The following is a 16,313-nucleotide window of genomic DNA, read 5'->3' on the forward strand; positions in this document are numbered from 1 at the left end:
CTACTGTCCTGGTTGTTCCAGAGCTTTTAAATACTCGTAAATAGCCACCTGAGCACGCACTTTGCGGCGGTTGCCGCGCGGCACGTACTGGTTGCTCAGTTCTTTATCCACATAACGGGCCTTGACCGTATCGCTGAACAGGATCTCCAGGATGTCCAGAACGCGCTGTTTCAGCGCCGGATCCAGCAGCGATACCGCCACTTCGATACGGTAATCTATGTTGCGGGTCATCCAGTCGGCGGAGGACAGATATACCCGTTTGTCACCTTTATTGTCGAAAACGTAAACCCGATCGTGTTCCAAAAAGCGATCGACGATGCTGATCACCTGAATATTGTCGCTGATCCCCGGCAGGTTGGGAATCAGGGAACACATGCCCCGCACCAGCAGGCGGATTTTCACGCCGGCGCCGGACGCGGTATATAACCGATCTACCAGCCCTTTATCCACCAGATTATTTATTTTCAACATAATGCCGGCCTGTTCCCCGGCCTGGGCGTTGGCGATTTCGTTGTCGATCAGCTCATACAGCTTCAGGCGCGAGTTCTGCGGCGATACCATCAGGTTGTCGAAGGTGACCGGCCGGTAGGGGTTCTCGATAAAGTTGAATACCCGGCGCACCTCGTTGGTGATGCGTGAGTCGGCGGTCAACAGCGAATAGTCGGTGTAGATGCGCGCGGTTTTTTCGTTAAAGTTGCCGGTACCGATATGAGCATAGCGCACAATGTCATCGCCTTCACGGCGCGAAATCAGGAACAGCTTGGCGTGGATTTTCAGGCCCGGCGCCGAGAAGATCACGTGCACGCCGGCTTCGGTCAGGCGCTTCGCCCAGTGAATGTTGGCCTCTTCGTCGAAGCGCGCCTGCAGCTCGACCACCACCGTGACCTTCTTGCCGTTGTGCGCGGCGTGGATCATCGATTCGATGATGCGCGAATCTTTCGCCACCCGGTAGATGTTGATCTTGATAGCCAGCACGCTCGGATCGAACGACGCCTGGCGCAGCAGCTCCAGCACGTGCTCGAAGGTGTGGTACGGGTAGTAGAGCAGCACGTCTTTTTCGCGAATGGCGTCGAAGCCGTTGCGGAAACCGTCGAACCAGATGTGGCGCAGGCGCGGCAGCGGCTTGTTGACCAGGTTGGCCTTGCCGACGTTCGGGAAACTGATGAAATCTTTGAAGTTGTGGTAGCGGCCGCCAGCGATCACCGAATCGTAGTTGGAGATGCCCAGCTTGCCGCGCAGCAGTTCCACCATTTCGTTCGGCATGTCGCGCTGATACACGAAGCGCACCGGTTCGGCGGTCAGGCGCTGTTTCAGGCTGGAGGACATCAGTTCCAGCAGGCTGGATTCCATTTCGGTGACCAGATCGTACTCCGCGTCGCGGGTCATTTTCATCGAGTAGGCGTTGAGCGCGTCGTAGTCGAAGAAGCCCTTGAAGATATCGTCCAGGCAGTAGCGCAGAATGTTGTCCAGCAGGATCATCGGCTTACGGCGGCGAGGCGCTTCCGGCGGCAGATTGACGAAGCGCGGCACCTTGTCGGACGGGATCTCCAGCAGCGCATAGTCGATGCGCGCGCCGCGAATGATCTCCACCGCCAGGTAGGTGTAATCGTCTTTCAGGAACTGCACCAGGTTGGTGTCGTGGTTGATCAGGATCGGCGTGATGTGCTGGCGCAGATGCTGTTTGAAATATTGCCGCAGCCAGATTTGCTGGTTCTCGGACACCTGGCGTTCGTTGATCAGGAAGATCTGATTGCGCGCCATTTCCAGCAGCAGATCGTTGTACAGGCCGTCGAACTCCTGATCGGTTTTCAGCACCTTGGCCTGGATCTTTTTCAGAAGGTGGCGCGAGGCGCCGGCGGAGCCTTGCTCTTCGCTGATCAGGATGCGCCGTTTGAGATCGGCGAAGCGGACTTTATAGAACTCGTCGAGGTTGTTGGAGTAAATGCCCAGAAAACGCATACGTTCAATCAGGGGATTGCTCTTATCTGCGGCTTCCTGCAACACGCGTTCATTAAAGGATAACCAGCTTAGTTCTTTTTCGATGTAGAGCTTTTCCTGACCCATTGCCACTCCAGTTCAAATTTAGAATAGGATCCGGGACGCAGCGCCCGGATGCCGCTCTAGTGTCCTTCATCATTATTGCGAGAGATTGACAGGAAAGTCCAACATATCCATTGCGTTGGCACGCGGCGTTTTTTGGCGGCAATAAATTTTCGCCGATGCAGGGCGCAGGGTGGTGGAATGAGCAGCATGAAATGAAGGTTAGCAGGCTTATTCTTGGTGGTATTAGACGTATTTGCGTTCATTTTTCAGCAATATATCAACGCCATATTGTCTGTCTGCAATGTAAAAAACCTGGAGTGTGGCGGGTAACTTTGTCATGCAAACGTCATAAAACTGACATAAGATGCCCGGTTATCTTACGGCGCAAGCCCGATTACATCAGCGACAGCGAGACACATGACACAGACGACGGCCAATCAACATCCCCGAGATCGCATGCGCGGGCGCATCGACCGCGGCGTGCAGGCGGCAGTAACCGCCAGCGGGCTGATGGTGCTGATGACGTTGATGCTGATCTTCGTCTATTTGCTGTTTGCCGTGCTGCCGCTGTTTAAACCGGCCTCGCTCGGCCAGGCGCAGCCGCTGCCGATCGCGGCGTCGGCCCCGGCGCTGGCGCTGGGCATGGACGTGCAGCAGCGCGTCGGTTACCGCATCGACGCGCAGGGCGCGGGGCAGTTTTATCGCCTGACGCCGGCACCGAACGGCCAGCCCCAGGCGCCGCTGGCGCAGCAGACGCTGCTGGCCAAACCGGCGCTGCTTGCCCAGGCCGCCGGAGAGCGCGATCTGTTTGCGCTGGCGCAGGCCGACGGCCGGTTGGTGGTGGCGCGCGCGGATTTCGCGACGGCGGAAAACGGCCGGCCGCAGTGGTTGTTCCCGCTCGGGCAGCAGCCGTTGGCGCTGGATCCGCAGCGCAAGCCGCTGAAACTGCTGTCGCTGGCGGATGCCCATCGCGAACAGTATCTGCTGGCTGGGGTGACTGACGATCGGCGGCTGGTGTTCGGCCGCTTCAGCCCTGACCGGCCGCCGCAGTTCAGCGAGCGGCCGCTGGAACAGGATGCAGAACAACTGGTGCTGACGCCGGATGGCCGCCAGCTTTACCTGCTGACCGGTAACCGGCTGGCGCGTTATCAGATCGACGGCGCGCAGCTGCAGCTGCGTGAAACGCGCACCCTTGGCGAACATACCCCGTATCAGATGACGGCGCTGCCCGGCGGCAGCGCGCTGCTGATCAAGGGCGCCGACGGCAATCTGCGCGAGTGGTTCGAAGTAGAAAAAGAGCAGCGCTGGCGCCTGACGCCGGTGCAGCATTTCGACCATGGCGCCGACGGGCAGGAGCTGACGGTGGCTGAGCCCTATCGCCGGGTGTTCGCCACCCTGCGGCCCGATGGCGGCTTCTCGCTGTTCTCCACCATTCAACCGCAGCCGCTGCTGAATACCCGTTTGGGCGCCGAGGTGCAACAGATGGCGTTCGCGCCGCGCGGCGATGGCCTGCTGCTGGAGAGCGCACAGGGCTGGCAGCGCTATGCGCTCGACAACCCGTATCCGGACGTTACCTGGCGTTCACTGTGGGGCAAGGTGTGGTATGAGAACTACCCGCAGCCGGCCTATGTTTGGCAGTCCACCTCCGGCGAAGACAGTTACCAACCCAAATTCAGCCTGATGCCGGTGATCTTCGGCACCTTCAAGGCGGCGGCTTACGCGATGCTGTTCGCCATTCCCCTGGCGCTGGCCGGCGCCATCTATACCGCTTACTTTATGACGCCGGGGCTACGGCGGGTGATCAAACCGGCTATCGAAGTGATGGGCGCGCTGCCGACGGTGGTGATCGGGCTGGTGGCCGGCATTTGGCTGGCGCCGATCATCGAGCAGTATCTGTTGGCGGTGCTGGCGTTGCCGCTGCTGCTGGCGGCGGCGGTACTGCTGTGCGGCGCGTTGACCCATCGCTTTATGCCGCGTTGCCGGCCGGGTGTCGATCTGCTGTTGCTGCTGCCGCTGCTGGCGTTGACGGTGTGGCTGGCGCTCAGCCTGGGGCCGCGGCTGGAGGTGGCGCTGTTCGGTGAGCCGCTGCATTTCTGGCTGGGGGATAATTACGACCAGCGCAATGCGCTGGTGGTGGGCGTGGCGATGGGCTTCGCGCTGGTGCCGATCATCTTCTCGCTGGCGGAGGACGCGTTGTTCAGCGTGCCGGCCACCCTGAGCCAGGGCTCTTTGGCGCTGGGCGCCACCCAATGGCAGACGGTGATCAAGGTGGTGCTGCCTTCCGCCAGCGCCGGCATTTTCTCCGCGCTGATGATCGGCTTTGGCCGCGCGGTGGGGGAAACCATGATCGTGCTGATGGCCACCGGCAATACGCCGATTATCGACGGCAGCCTGTTCCAGGGGCTGCGGGCGCTGGCGGCCAACATCGCCATCGAGATGCCGGAGGCGGTCTCCGGCAGCAGCCATTACCGCGTGCTGTTCCTGACCGCGCTGGTGCTGTTTGTCTTCACCTTCGTGTTCAACACGCTGGCGGAGGCGGTGCGCCTGCGGCTGCGCAAGCGCTACACGCCGAATCAGGAGGCACCATGAAGAACTGGGTGAAGAGCGGCTCGCCGTGGATTTGGCTGACCGCCGGTTCGGTGGCCGTCAGCCTGTTGGCGCTGATCGGCATTCTGTTGCTGCTGGCTGGGCAAGGGATGCGTTATTTCTGGCCGAGCCCGGTTTATCAGTTTGAGCTGAATCAGAACGGCGCCGGGCCAGTGACGGTGATCGGCGAGCTGTATCAGCAGCAAAGCATTTCGCGCCGCCAGCTGACGGAAGCGGGCGTGACGCCGCCGGGCGAGGCGCAAAGCGTCGAACGCTATCTGATCAAGGTCGGTAACCGCGAGCGCGAGGGGCAGGATTTTCGCACGCTGCTGGCCAGCGACATCCGCAGCCAAAGCACGCCACGCGGCCTGCTGGTGCTGGAGCGCGACAGCCACGGTACCGCCTACGGTTATCTGGCGGGGCTGCTGGAGGATGGGCAACCGCTGACCGGCCGCAATCTGGGGCAGGCGTTGCAGCAGCGGCTGCCGCAAATCGCCGCGCTCTCGCGCCAGGCGCACGATATTCAATTCCGCGATATGGCGCGCATCAATCAGCAGTTTGACGCGCTGCGGCTGAGGGAAAAGCGCCTGCAGCGCGACGATAAGCTGGACGCCCGTGCGCAGGATGCCATCAAGGCCGAGCGGCTGGAGTTACAGCGGCAATACCAGCTGCTGTCCGAACGCCTGGCGGGGCTGAACCGCGATCGCCAGCGCGATGCGCTGCTGCTGCGCGACATGCACGGCCAGACGTTGACCATTCCGCTTAGCCAGGTGCGCGATGCCTGGTACCCGAACGCCATGAACACCAGCGAGAAGCTGGCGCACTGGGGCGAGCAGGTGAAGAAGTTCCTCACCGACAGCCCGCGTGAGGCGAACACCGAAGGCGGGGTGTTCCCGGCCATTTTTGGCACGGTGTTGATGGTGATCCTGATGTCGATCGTAGTGATGCCGTTTGGCGTGATCGCGGCGGTATATCTGCACGAGTATGCCGGCAACAATCTGCTGACGCGGGTGATCCGCATTGCGGTGGTCAACCTGGCCGGCGTGCCCTCGATCGTCTATGGCGTCTTCGGCCTCGGCTTTTTCGTTTATATGATAGGCGGCACGCTCGACCAGCTGTTCTATCCTGAATCCTTGCCCAACCCGACCTTCGGCACGCCCGGCGTGCTGTGGGCGGCGCTGACGCTGGCGCTGCTGACGCTGCCGGTGGTGATAGTCGCCACCGAGGAAGGGCTGTCGCGCATTCCCACCTCACTGCGGCAGGGCTCGATGGCGCTGGGTGCCAGCCGGGCCGAGACGCTGTGGCGCATCGTGCTGCCGATGGCGGCGCCGGCGATGATGACCGGCCTGATTCTGGCGGTGGCGCGCGCCGCCGGGGAGACCGCGCCGCTGATGCTGGTGGGGGTAGTGAAATCGGTGCCGGTACTGCCGGTGGACGAGATTTTCCCGTATCTGCACCTGGAGCGGAAGTTTATGCATTTGAGCTTCCAGATCTACGATATGGCATTCCAGAGCCCGAGCGTAGAGGCGGCGCGGCCGCTGGTGTTCGCCACCGCCTTCCTGCTGGTGACGATCGTGGTGAGTTTGAATCTGGCGGCGATGGGTATCCGCCATTCGTTGAGGGAGCGGTACCGAGCATGGTCGCAGTAACAATGACGCTATTTTTGGGGAGTGCGTAATGGGTTTGATGACGCCAGGCAGTTTGCCCCGGCTGGATGTCCAGCATCTCGACGATGAACAGACCGCGCTGGCGGTCAACGGCCTGAACCTGTTTTATGGCGACAAACAGGTGCTGCACGATATTTCGCTGCGTATCCCGAAGCACCGGGTGACGGCCCTGATCGGCCCTTCGGGCTGCGGTAAATCGACGCTGCTGCGCTGTTTCAACCGCATGAACGATCTGGTGGACAACTGCCGCATCGAGGGCGAGCTGCAGCTGAACGGCGCGGCGATCTCCGGCGCGCAGATCGACGTGGCGGCGCTGCGGCGGCGGGTGGGCATGGTATTCCAGCGGCCGAACCCGTTCCCGAAATCGATCTATGAAAACGTGGTGTACGGCCTGCGGCTGCAGGGCGTGCGCGACCGGCGTTTGCTGGATGAGGCGGTGGAGCGCTCGCTGCGCGCCGCCGCGCTGTGGCATGAGGTGAAGGACCGGCTGCGCGAAAATGCGTTCCGCTTGTCCAGCGGCCAGCAGCAGCGCCTGGTGATCGCGCGCGCCATCGCCATCGAGCCTGAGGTATTGCTGCTCGACGAGCCGACCTCGGCGCTGGATCCGATCTCTACGCTGACTATCGAAGAGCTGATTTCCGCACTGAAACAGCGCTATAGCGTGGTGCTGGTGACGCACAATATGCAGCAGGCGGCGCGCGTCTCCGACTACACCGCCTTTATTCATCAAGGCCGGCTGGTGGAGTACAACGACACCGACGCCATTTTCACCTCGCCGCGCCAGCGCCGCACCGAGGATTATATTACCGGGCGGTATGGTTGAGTTCTGGGGGCGTTGCATACGGCGCCCCTTTTCCCGTCTTTGTGTTTCCTCCGATTATTCTCGCTAACACGCCAAGCACGTCTTTTCACTGGCTACATTAATAAAAATAATTCTCATTTGCATGGACGGAGCCAGGGAATTGTTTATAATTCGCCAATCTGTGTAAATCAGTGTAAATGGATGTGTTTTAATGTGTGCATGGAGGCTTGGCGCCTGGTCGCTATTATTAGCGTTTTGCAGCTCGGCGTGGTGCGCGGAAATCACCAGCCCTGCCGATCGCGACAGCATTACCCAACAGCAGAAATCGTTGCTGGAACAGGCGCAGCAGCAACGCGAGGCGCTGCAAAATAACGTTGAACTGCCGGCGCTACCGCTGCCTGAGCCGGCCAGCGCAGGGGCGGTTTGCCAACCGGTGCGGCAGATCGTTTTTCAGGGCGCCGAACATCTTTCCTGGTCGGTAAAAGAAAGCCTGGCCCGCCCGTATCAGGGGCGCTGCCTGACGCTGGAACACATCAACCGTCTGGTGCGCGAAACCACCAATGCTTATCTGCAACGCGGCTATGTCACTTCGCAGGCCTGGCTGCAGGAGCAGGATATCTCCCGCGGCGTGTTGACCGTCAGCGCCAGCGAAGGGCGAATCGAGTCCATCACGCAAAACGGTGAGCAGACGCTGGCGTTGAAGATGGCGTTTCCCGGTCTGGTTGGTGACGTATTGAATCTGCGCGATATTGAGCAGGGCATGGAGCAGCTCAACCGCCTGCCGTCGCAACAGGTGACTATCGATATTCAACCTGGCGAGCAACCCGGCTTTTCCAAAGTGGTTTTGCTGCGTGGCGCCACGCGTGCACCGGTCTCTTTCTCTTTCGGCGCCGATAACAGCGGCCAGAAAAGCACCGGCACCGGGCAGATGAACGCCGCCTTCTCGCTGGATAATCCGCTGCGTCTCGCCGATCAATGGTCGCTTTCCGCAGCGCGCAATAACGATTTCAGCCCGCATCATCGCAGCCGCAGCCTGAACGGCAGCGTCACCTTGCCCTATGGCTATTGGCTGTTCAGCTACCAGTACGCCTGGAACGATTTTTTCCAGCAGGTGCCGTTCAACGGTGCCGCTTACCGCTATCAGGGCAATAACCAGACCCAGCGTCTGGGCGCCAACCGCACGTTGCTGCGGGATGGCAAACGCAAGCTGGCCGTCGATATCGGGCTGGCGCGACGCACCACGGAAAATAAGCTGGCGGGGGAACGGTTGGGCGTCAGCAGCCCGACGCTCAGCATCGCCAGCCTGGGCCTTAATTACAGTGCGGTTACGGGCGGCGGCTATATGACGCTGAACCCGACGGTAAGCCGCGGGCTGCGCATGCTGGGCGCTACCGTCGACGATCCTGAGCGCAACGGGGCGCCGCGCAGCGAGTTCCGTAAGCTTGGCCTCAGTGCCAGCTATTTCTATCCGCTCGCACCCTCCCTCTATTACCTGACCTCGGCCTACGGGCAAACCAGCGCAGACAACCTGTATTCCGGCGAGCGCATTTCCATCGGCGGGCAATACTCGGTGCGCGGCTTCAAGGAGCAGTACCTGACCGGTAATCGCGGTGCGTACTGGCGCAATGAACTCAACTGGCAATGGCGGACGTTGCCGGGGCTGGGGGCGCTCTCTTTGACCGGTGCGTTAGACGCCGGCTGGCTGCAGGGGCGCGCCGGGCAGATCGACGGTGGCAACGTCGCCGGCGCGGCGCTGGGCGCCACGTTAAGCGGCCGTTGGTTCAATCAGGCGATCACCGTCGGTAAACCGCTGACGCACCCAGACAGCCTGCAACCGGATCGTTGGGTGGCCTACTGGCAAGCCACCGTCACCTTATAACGCCAGCACACAGCAGGAGCGCCTCGGCGTTCAAAACAACATCCTTTCGAAGGAATGAATATGGATAAGCTCAACCCTCCGTTGGCGCGCGGTGCCAGCTATTTGCTGATCTACCTGACGGCTTTCCAGCCGTTGCACCCGGCGTTCGCCGCCGGCATTACCGCCGCCAACGGCAATACGCAGGTGGTTATCAAGCCGGGCGACGTGCCGGTGGTGAATATCGCCACGCCGAACGGTGCAGGCATCTCGCACAACACCTATAAAGATTTCAACGTTGGGCCACAGGGCGCCGTGTTGAATAACGCCACACACGGCGGCAAAACGCAGCTGGGCGTGGAGATCTCCAGCGCGCAGGGCAACACCTACCTGAAGGGAAAACCGGCGGAGTTGATCATCAATGAGGTGATCGGCGGCAGTCGTTCCGAGCTTCAGGGCAAGCTCGAGGTGTTCGGCAACAAGGCCAACGTGATGATCGCCAACCCGAATGGCATCACCTGCGACGGCTGCGGCTTTATCAATGCGCCGGGCGTAACGCTGACCACCGGCAAACCGCAGTTCGACAAGCAGGGCGCGCTGGAAGCGCTGGAAGTGAAAAAAGGCGGCGTCACCATCGGCGGCAAAGGGCTGGACGGCAGCGGCGCCGACTATGTCGATATCATCAGCCGCGCCACCGAGCTGAACGGCAAAATCAACGCGCAAAATCTGTCGCTGACCCAGGGCGCCAACCGCATTAGCTTCAAAGACGGCAGCATCAAACCGATCGCCGGTGAAGGCGCAAAACCTGTGCTGGCGGTGGATACCAAAGCGCTGGGCGGCATGTACGCCAACAAAATCCGCCTGGTGGCCAACGAGGATGGGGTGGGGGTGAACCTGAAAGACCTCACCAGCAAACAGCGGGATATTACGCTGAGCGTTAACGGTAACCTGGTGCTTAACGGCACCACGCACAGCAAGGGTGATCTTAATGTCAGCGCCAAGGGATTGCACATTACGCCGGGCGCTGTCGTGCAGGCGGACGGCAACGCCACGTTGGCGACGACGACGCTGGTGAATGACGGGCAAACCAGCACCAGCGGCGATATGCGTATCTTTGGCGACCATATCCGTAACGCGGGGGAAAACGCCAAGTTGCACGCCAATAAAAATATGTGGATCCAAAAGGATGCGCAGGGCAACAAGGCTAAATCCGTCGAGAACCGTTCGGCGAAAATCCTGACCAACAGTGGCGATTTGGTGATACGCACGGAGAGTTTAAATAACGTTCGCCAGCAGTTCGCCATTTCCTCTACTAACGCGCCGAAGGACAACAAGGATATCGATCGTTGGTTGGCTGATGGTGTGTACGAGGGGCAATTCGATTACCAATTTTTTGATTATTTGGCGGACTTTGAAGATAAAAATTTCACCTGGTTGGGACATGTTGATTTCAAAAAAACGCCCTGGGTTAACAGTGAACGCGTGCGTTTTACCGTAGTGACCGACAGCCGTCCCGCAGAAATCATTTCAGGGAAGAATGCCTACATTAATGCGTCGGAGCTTTGGAATCACGTCAGCACAATAAAAGCGACTAACGACCTGATTTTAACTGGCAATAATCTGGGCGTGCGCAGTGAAATGACGGGGGACATGAACGACTATGCACTGTTCGAACCGAAGGTGCCGAATCCTAAAGTTGTTCTGGGACATAAATGGCAGGATCAGAAATCGTCGATCCCGGAATATGTCATTTATGTCAGAAAAGGTGGGCAAAAGAGCTGGTCGGCTTCTGGCTATCCTTTCTCAGCCATGTTGGCCGGTGGCAGTTTGGTCGCGGATTTTAAAAATCAGATAGAAATTAAAACTTCGACGCCGGTGGAAAATCAGCTTAGTGAAGTGGTGGCTTCGGGGCGGCCTGACTCGCTGGCAGCTCACAATATTGTGCTGCATGCGGGACGCGTCATCAGTACCGATAAAATAAACGCGCGTAACGACCTGACTGTGGTTGCCGACGATCTGTTTTACACCGACGGTGCTGAGCTGACTGCTGGCAAGAGTCTGAACGTTGCAGCAGTGAATGAGCTGGATGCCCGTCAAAGCTATCTGAAGGGGCATAATGTCACTTTGACCAGCCGCAACGGCAACGTCAAAGTGCACACTGTACCTAGCCCGCGCTATTTCGGCGTCGATGGTGCCCGCTGGCTGAGCCAATTGAATGCTGCCGGGGACTTAACCTTAAATGCCGGGCAAGGCATTTATCTACGTAACACGCACTTCGCGCCGCAAAGCCAAAATATTGCAATGACGGCGAACGGCACGGTTTCGATTGTCAGAAATGACGAGGCGTTGAATAACGATCGTTTAGCGCAGAATTTATCTCCTGAACAACGACAAACGCAGTTCAACCAACTGCTAAATGCTGGACAGTTGAACGCCAGTGGTTCAGTGCTGCTCAACAGCGGCGGTTATCTGGCGCTGCGCGGGACGCACATTAAAGCAGGCAAAGATGTCACGCTGTTGGCCGGCCATAATGCCGATCTGAACTATCGCGAATTGGGGGGGCAATTTAGTCGCTTCTTCCCCTCTTCTCGCACGCCTGAGCTGGGTAGCCGGGTGCACGCCGGCGGCAATTTACTGATTAACTCGGCCCGCGACATCGGCACCCAGGGAGGCACGCTGTCCGCCAACGGCAACATCACGCTACTGGCCGGGCAGAACCTGTGGCTGTCGAACGTGGCCTATTCCGCCATCGATGCCGGCAACGACAACAACAAAGACGATCGCCATGTGGTCACTACCCTCAGCGCCGGGAAAAACCTGACCGCGGCGGCGAATAACCAACTGCTGACTTACGGTGCCAGGTTGACTTCCGGCGCCAACATGGCGCTGACCTCCGGTGGCGACATGCGCTTTGAGGCGGTGCAGAACCACACCTACCGCGAGGGCGGCAACGAGTTCACCGAAACCCGTACCCAGCAAGGTACCGAGCTGAATGCCGGTGGCCTGATGACGGTGATTTCCGGCGGCAGCATTCTGTTCCAGGCGACCAAGCTGGTGGTTAAAGGGTTGGGAGCTAACTGGAAACCGCCGGTAGCGGTGACGGACTGGGGCAGTCGTATTGCGGCGGCGGAGCAGGCGGTTAGAAATGCAGAGCAAAATGTTAATCAAAGACAGGGTGCACTGAACAACGTTAAAAGTTCCCCAGAAGGTTTATTGTTAGACGATCCGGCTAGGCATCCTCTGTCAGAGAAACTTGCTGGCGTGATGACGGTAGCGGGCAACACGTCTTTCCATTATGACTGGGGAAATATTGAAGTAAACAACCGTGCAGATTTGGAAAAATTAATTAATGGGGGAGGGAAGGCATTTGACCCATTCCCTGACGGCGTCGATCCGGCCGAGACCTCCGGTGATGGCTATGAAATTGCCCTGGCTCTTCAGAAAAAGCAGATAGAAGCATACGAAAACCTGAGACAACGTATAATTAACAAAAATAATGAGATAACTGCAGCACAGCAAGCGCTATCTTCTGCGTCAGGTGAAAAAGCAAACGCAGAGCGAGAGTTAGCTGCTATTCGTCAGCAAGCTCAAACCCAAAATGCGAACGAAGCCAAACAAAAAGCTCAGGTCGACGCCCATAATCAGGCCGAAGCTATGCGTGTCGGCAATATGGATATTGCCGCCAAGGGTGGCTATCTCTACGCCCAGGCGATGGAGGAGTCCAGCCACTACGAGAAAAAGGAAACCAAGCGCAAATGGTGGGGCAAGAAAACCGAGGTTAAGCAGACCCGCCATGACGTGACCAACAAGGTTACCGAGTTTACCGCCGCCGGCAATATCACGCTGATGAGCCGCGACGACAGCACCTATGAAGCCAGCAAAATCGCCGCCGGGCAAAACGCGCGCCTGACCAGCTCCCGTGGACAGGTTAACTTCCGCGCGGTGAAAAACACCTCTTTCGAACAGACCGTCAGCAATTCGAAAGGCTTCTTTATCAAGCAGGCCAATAAAGGGTACGAAGACAATAAGTGGGTGCTGCCGAGCATCCATACCGGTGGCGCCTTGACCGTAGAGGCCGCCAAGGGCGTCAGCGCCGATGTGAAGGTGAAAAACGGCCAGGCGTTGCAAAGCGCCATCGACGCCCTGGGCAATACGCCGGGCACCACCTGGGTCAAAGATCTGAACAAGCGCAACGACGTGCAGTGGAGCAAGGTCAAAGACGCTTACGACAGCTGGGATTACAAGAGCCAGCACCTGAACCCGGCGGTGGCGGCGGTGATCGCCATTGCGGCCGCGGCGGTGACCGCAGGCAGTTCACTGGCGGCTACGGCGGCTTCCAGCGTTTCCGGCGCCGTGGGCGGCGGGGCGATAACCAGCGGCGCGGTCACGGCCGGGATGTCTTCGCTGGCCTCCCAAGCGGCGGTGGCGTTGGTGGAGAACCAGGGCAACCTGTCAAAAACCCTGCAGGCGCTGGGCAGCAATGAAAACGTCAAGGCGACCGCCACGGCGATGGCGATCGGCGGCGCGCTCAACGGCTTCGACAGCGCTATGGGCTGGAGCAAGGATGCGGCAGGCAAACCGCTTAACCCGAACAACATCAAACTGCCGCAGCTGAGCAACGGTGACTGGAGCAAGGTGGCGCAGCGGGTGGCCGGGCAATCGGTTATCAGCTCCAGCCTGAATACCGCCATCAATGGTGGCAGCTTCAAAGACAACTTGACCAATGCGCTGCTGGCGAACATCGGCAGCCAGGTTCAGGCCGAGGGCGCCAACCTGATTGGGGATAACGGTCAGGTTCTCGATATACCGGGCCGGGCCGTAAGCCATGCCGTTCTGGCGGGCGTGGCCGCAGAAATCGGCAAAGGCAATGCCAAGGGGGCGGCGGCCGGGGCGCTGGCGGCGGAGCTGGCCGGGGTGATATTGGGCGACAATATCATCAAGCCGGAGGAGTGGCAGAAGAAATCGGAACAGCAGGCACAGATGGCACGAGTGCTGGGCGCTGCCGCAGGCGCAGTCTTCACCAGCAAGTCTGATGGTGCTTACAGCGGTGCCACCGGTGGTGAGAATGCGTTCCGATACAACTATCTCAGCCACAAACAGCAAGAATTGATGGAGAAGGATTTGGCGGCCGCGAAATCGCCGCTTGATAAAGCGGTGGTGTTGGCTAGTTGGGGAATAACGAGCCATACCCAGGATGGCGCCTTTGCGGCGGGTGTAGTCTCGGGGATCCCGGTTGAAATCAGCGATACGGTGGATGGTTTAGTCGCCGTGGCCAGCAATCCACGTGAGGCCGCGGATGCATTAATAACTCTGATAAAGAACGATGACCGCTTCTCGATTATCGGCGAAAGTGTAAAACAGGAATACCTGGGGCGGGTCGAAGCATTCAAGACAAAATATGAAAACGCGGGCGTGGATGGCGCTTATGGTGCAGGTCTAGAGTTCGGTAAACTGACGATGGCTGGGCTAGAGCTGTTTGCTGGGGCCGCCGGCGCAGGTAAGCTGGGTGTTAAGGTGACCACCAACACCATTAAGGCAGCTGAGAAGGCTGCATTTAAATCGCCCAATCTCGTTGGTCTAAGCCAACAGACGCAGAAGTTAATCAAAGATGCTGAGGGGATATCTACGGCGAAAGGGATACAAGTTACTTCACCACGCGATTTAAATGAGCAAGTTCTTTGGAATATAGTGAGAAACAACCCAGAGCACGGAACCCCACTGAAAGGATTGAATAATGACTCTCGTTTCCCGGTTGAAGCAGGATTCCAGAAAATGGATGCAACACATTATTTGCCTGATGGAAGTACAATAAGCATTCATTATCAGTTCAACTCGAACACAGGCAAGGCGTATGATATGAAGATAACCTCACCCAAACGTAGTACTATTCAACCCGGCCCCTCATTGAATGAAGGTAAAAAGCCATGATAGTTCAAATGAAAGATGGTAAAGAGATCAATGTGTTTGCTATTTACTGGGTCGAGTTCAACTCACAAACAGTAGTTTTGGGTTTGCCGAGAAATAGTGGTGGGTTGACGGCAATTAATATGGATTCAGTAACTGTTGTTGATCCTCGATTGGAGGGGCAGTTTGTTTATTATGATCATGGGGTTTTTCATCATTCTCTTATTGACGAGAGTCTATTGGATGATGTGCTTGAATATGATGAGAAAGCATATGTTCGGTTCTTATCTATTTTGAAATCAGAAGGGCTTATAGACCAAGATTTTTACTGAGAAAAACCACCTTTGTCAGGCTACAGATTTTTCGGTGAAAATGTGAAATTTAATGAGAACGGCTCTTCGGAGCCGTTTTCTGTTTTTATCGTCCCCGCCCCGAAACCCGCAATACCAGCCCTACCAACAACAATGCAGCACCCGAGGCGTAGAGCGGGAACCAGCGCGTCCACCAGAGTGGGGAAAACAGCGGGGTGTTATTGGGATCTGCAGGCGCGTAGCCGCTATAGGTATTCAGGCCGGCGGCGATGGCGAGCATCGCCAGGCCGATAAAAAGCAGCAGGTTTGAAACGGTTGTCATGGTATTTTTCCTTTGTAGAGGCAGAGGGTAACTCTTACTATCACTATTAATTATTGTTCGATTAATTATCTCGGGGAATATTATTTATTTCCGTATTCATCAGGCTATTTCCTGGCGATAAAATAGCATGCCTTAATACTAGCCACTTATTTCCCAATAAAAAACCCGCTTTCGCGGGTTTTCTCTTTTTCTTGCTGATCGTCACTTCACCAGCGGCTTATCATTGGGCGTTTTGAACTTCGCCAGATATTGCGGCTGGAAGATGCACATGCGCAGCACGGTACGGTATTCGCCGTTGACGAAGAACTCGTCGATCAGCTCGCCTTCCACGTTGAATCCCAGCTTGCTGTAGATGTGGATCGCCTTCGGGTTCTCCTTGTCGACGATCAGGTACAGCTTGTACAGGTTCAGCACCGAGAAGCCATAGTCCATTGCCAGACGGGCGGCGGTGCTGGCGTAGCCTTTGCCCTGGTGGGCGGGATCGATGATGATCTGGAACTCTGCGCGGCGGTGGATGTGATCGATCTCCACCAGCTCCACCAGGCCGACCTTGGCGCCTTCGTGCTCGATGATAAAGCGGCGCTCGCTCTGATCGTGGATGTGTTTATCGTAGAGATCGGAAAGCTCGACAAAGGCTTCGTAGGGTTCTTCAAACCAATAGCGCATAACGCTGGCGTTGTTGTCCATCTGGTGGACGAACGACAGATCGTCCCGTTCCAATGGGCGTAACCTGACGCTGGCAGTGCTGGACATGTGGGCTCCTCTGTGCCGTGAAATTGTGCAAAGTATAACTTCACAGAATGGATGAAGGCGAAAAAAAACG

The 16,313-nt window shown here is 57.9% G+C and carries 9 protein-coding genes; 6 read left to right on the forward strand and 3 right to left on the reverse strand.

From position 1 onward, the window contains the following. A complete protein-coding gene (gene ppk1 / locus ACJ8HT_RS20830) occupies nucleotides 1-2,064 on the reverse strand; it encodes a polyphosphate kinase 1 (protein ID WP_048234529.1) in 2,064 nt (687 codons plus the stop codon). Between the two features lie 396 nt (nucleotides 2,065-2,460). On the opposite strand from ppk1, the gene ACJ8HT_RS20835 reads away from it, so the two are divergent. The 6 genes from ACJ8HT_RS20835 (at nucleotide 2,461) to ACJ8HT_RS20860 (ending at nucleotide 15,189) form a co-directional block, all read left to right on the forward strand. Beyond that, entirely contained in the window at nucleotides 2,461-4,632 is a 2,172-nt protein-coding gene (locus ACJ8HT_RS20835) for an ABC transporter permease subunit (protein WP_197653269.1), read from the forward strand. Next, nucleotides 4,629-6,278, forward strand: coding sequence for a phosphate ABC transporter permease PstA (pstA, locus tag ACJ8HT_RS20840; protein WP_197653268.1), 1,650 nt, complete (start codon nucleotides 4,629-4,631; stop codon nucleotides 6,276-6,278). The genes ACJ8HT_RS20835 and pstA overlap by 4 nt, the downstream gene beginning before the upstream one ends. A gap of 28 nt (nucleotides 6,279-6,306) precedes the next feature. After that, complete coding sequence (gene pstB, locus ACJ8HT_RS20845; protein WP_004941613.1) at nucleotides 6,307-7,119, forward strand: phosphate ABC transporter ATP-binding protein PstB; 813 nt, start codon at nucleotides 6,307-6,309, stop codon at nucleotides 7,117-7,119. Between the two features lie 190 nt (nucleotides 7,120-7,309). Continuing rightward, nucleotides 7,310-8,977, forward strand: coding sequence for a ShlB/FhaC/HecB family hemolysin secretion/activation protein (locus tag ACJ8HT_RS20850; protein ID WP_194571878.1), 1,668 nt, complete (start codon nucleotides 7,310-7,312; stop codon nucleotides 8,975-8,977). A 60-nt stretch (nucleotides 8,978-9,037) separates the two neighbouring features. Further along, nucleotides 9,038-14,881: a DUF637 domain-containing protein gene (locus ACJ8HT_RS20855; RefSeq protein WP_197653267.1), complete on the forward strand. Its 5,844-nt coding sequence runs from the start codon at nucleotides 9,038-9,040 to the stop codon at nucleotides 14,879-14,881. 8 nt (nucleotides 14,882-14,889) lie between these two features. Then, entirely contained in the window at nucleotides 14,890-15,189 is a 300-nt protein-coding gene (locus ACJ8HT_RS20860) for a hypothetical protein (RefSeq protein WP_244664511.1), read from the forward strand. Between the two features lie 85 nt (nucleotides 15,190-15,274). Here ACJ8HT_RS20860 and ACJ8HT_RS20865 read toward each other — a convergent pair whose 3' ends face one another. Together ACJ8HT_RS20865 and speG are read right to left on the reverse strand one after the other, a co-directional pair. After that, nucleotides 15,275-15,490 (reverse strand): hypothetical protein, encoded by a 216-nt coding sequence (locus ACJ8HT_RS20865; RefSeq protein WP_197653265.1) that lies wholly within the window; start codon nucleotides 15,488-15,490, stop codon nucleotides 15,275-15,277. A 201-nt stretch (nucleotides 15,491-15,691) separates the two neighbouring features. Beyond that, complete coding sequence (gene speG, locus ACJ8HT_RS20870; RefSeq protein WP_004941631.1) at nucleotides 15,692-16,243, reverse strand: spermidine N1-acetyltransferase; 552 nt, start codon at nucleotides 16,241-16,243, stop codon at nucleotides 15,692-15,694. Between the last annotated feature and the right edge of the window lie 70 nt (nucleotides 16,244-16,313).

Source organism: Serratia sp. CY44782 (assembly GCF_052168715.1).
Taxonomy (GTDB): Bacteria; Pseudomonadota; Gammaproteobacteria; order Enterobacterales; family Enterobacteriaceae; genus Serratia; species Serratia nevei.